Raw genomic sequence first — 1624 nt, 5'->3', positions numbered from 1 at the left:
GACGCTTAACCGTGCCCGGGGTCGCCAGCACCGAAACCAGGCCGGACCGCGTGCGCGCGGCCGCCGGCTTGATCGCGGGCACCGTGCCGACAAACAGATGACCGGGAAATTTTTCCCGCAGCGCACCGATCACCAGGGTCGAGGCGGTGTTGCAGGCGATCACTGAGATCGCCGGCTGCAGACGGTCGAGCAATTTGCCGAACAGGGCGAGTATGTGCTCCTTGAGCGCCGGCTCTTCCCATGCGCCGTAAGGAAAAGCCGCGTCGTCGGCGACATAGACGAAGCGCCGATCTGGCATCAGGACGCGCGCCTCGCGCAGCACCGTCAGTCCGCCGACACCGGAATCGAACATCAGGATCGGACGCTGGTTTGATCGATCGTTCATTGTCATCCGACTACAGGAAGAAGCTGACCCGAGATTTGGCCAACCGCGCTTCTATCCTGAACGATCATGGTCTTGAAGTGGCAGATGCCAGCAGCTTTTGCGCAACTCAGAGCCCCCGCTTGCCGAAGCCGGCGGGTCGCGCCCGGCCAAACGGCTGCGGCGCCGGCGCCGGCGCCGGACGCGCGGGTTGCGCAGCAGTCCGTGGCGCAGCTGGAGCGACGCTCGCTGTCGCCCTCGCGGGGCGCGCCTCCGCCGGCAACGAGCCTTCAAAGTCGAAAGCCTCGGTCAGCTCATCGATGTTGCTGCCGGCCACAGGCTTTGCCCACAGGATCGTGCACCAGAGGCCGAATATGGCAAGGCCGAGCAGGTTCAGGCCACCGGGCGCGCTCTCAGGATTGCCAAAATCGATAACCAGAAGCGTGCCCGCCTGCAGCAAGCCATAGATGCCGGAAAAGACGATATAGGACCAGAGGATCCAGCCTGAACCATCGGCATCGCGGCTGCGGCGCCATGCGATGTTGCCGCGCAGCGCGACGAAGACGAGCGACACAACAAGCGCGGCGCCGGCCAGGCTTTGCCGCGACGGACCCGGCATCGAATTGATCAATCCCGCGAAGCCGGTCGTTGCGGCAATGCAGAGCACGATCGCTACCGCTTCCGCTATGAACAAACCTAGCGAATAGAAGAAGAAATGCAGACGGCCAATATTGGACGTAAACATCTGCTGCCCCATCGTTTCGAGAACGATGAGCCAAACCGCATAATATTCGGTTACCTTGAAGATTCGGAGCTTACGGATTTTAACTTTCTTTGTCCGTTGTTCGTTTGCGCGTAGCCGGCGCCCGCCTCGGATCATCCCCCGGTGAGCCGTCGCCGCGCGGCATTGCCGGCGAGAACCTGTCGAGCGACGAGATGATGCCGCGCAGCACCTTCAACTCGGGCTCAGCGAATCCCGCCCGCGTCAGCACGGCGCGCAGATTGTCGACCATCTTAGGCCTCTTCTCTTCCGGGCGGAAATAGCCGCGCGCCTCAAGAGCGCCTTCGAGATAGGTGAACAGGCTGTGCAGCTGTTCCTTGGTCGCCGGAACGAGCTCCGGTCCGGCGAAGTTGGTCGCGGTCTCTTCGGCAAGGCCGGATTTCATCCATTCATAGGACATCAAAAGCACGGCCTGTGCGATGTTGAGCGAGGAGAAGCCGGGATCGACGGGAAAGGTGACGATCTCGTCAGCCAGACCAACC

At 62.3% G+C, this 1624-nt stretch carries 1 protein-coding gene and 2 pseudogenes; all 3 read right to left on the bottom strand.

Annotation, left to right across the window (positions count from 1 at the left end):
• Positions 1 to 385, bottom strand: a pseudogene (locus tag EOA75_RS32675) (aspartate/glutamate racemase family protein); the annotation flags it as partial.
• Positions 386 to 491: 106 nt separating this feature from the next.
• Positions 492 to 1106 (bottom strand): DUF805 domain-containing protein, encoded by a 615-nt coding sequence (locus tag EOA75_RS34670; protein ID WP_176477641.1) that lies wholly within the window; start codon positions 1104 to 1106, stop codon positions 492 to 494.
• 79 nt (positions 1107 to 1185) lie between these two features.
• A pseudogene (locus EOA75_RS32665) lies at positions 1186 to 1624 on the bottom strand (RNA methyltransferase); the annotation flags it as partial.

It is taken from the genome of Mesorhizobium sp. M1A.F.Ca.IN.022.07.1.1 (genome assembly GCF_003997575.1).
In the GTDB taxonomy this organism is placed as follows: domain Bacteria; phylum Pseudomonadota; class Alphaproteobacteria; order Rhizobiales; family Rhizobiaceae; genus Mesorhizobium.
The sequence above is the reverse complement of the archived record's forward strand: the minus strand, read 5'-3'. Positions and strand labels throughout refer to the sequence as shown.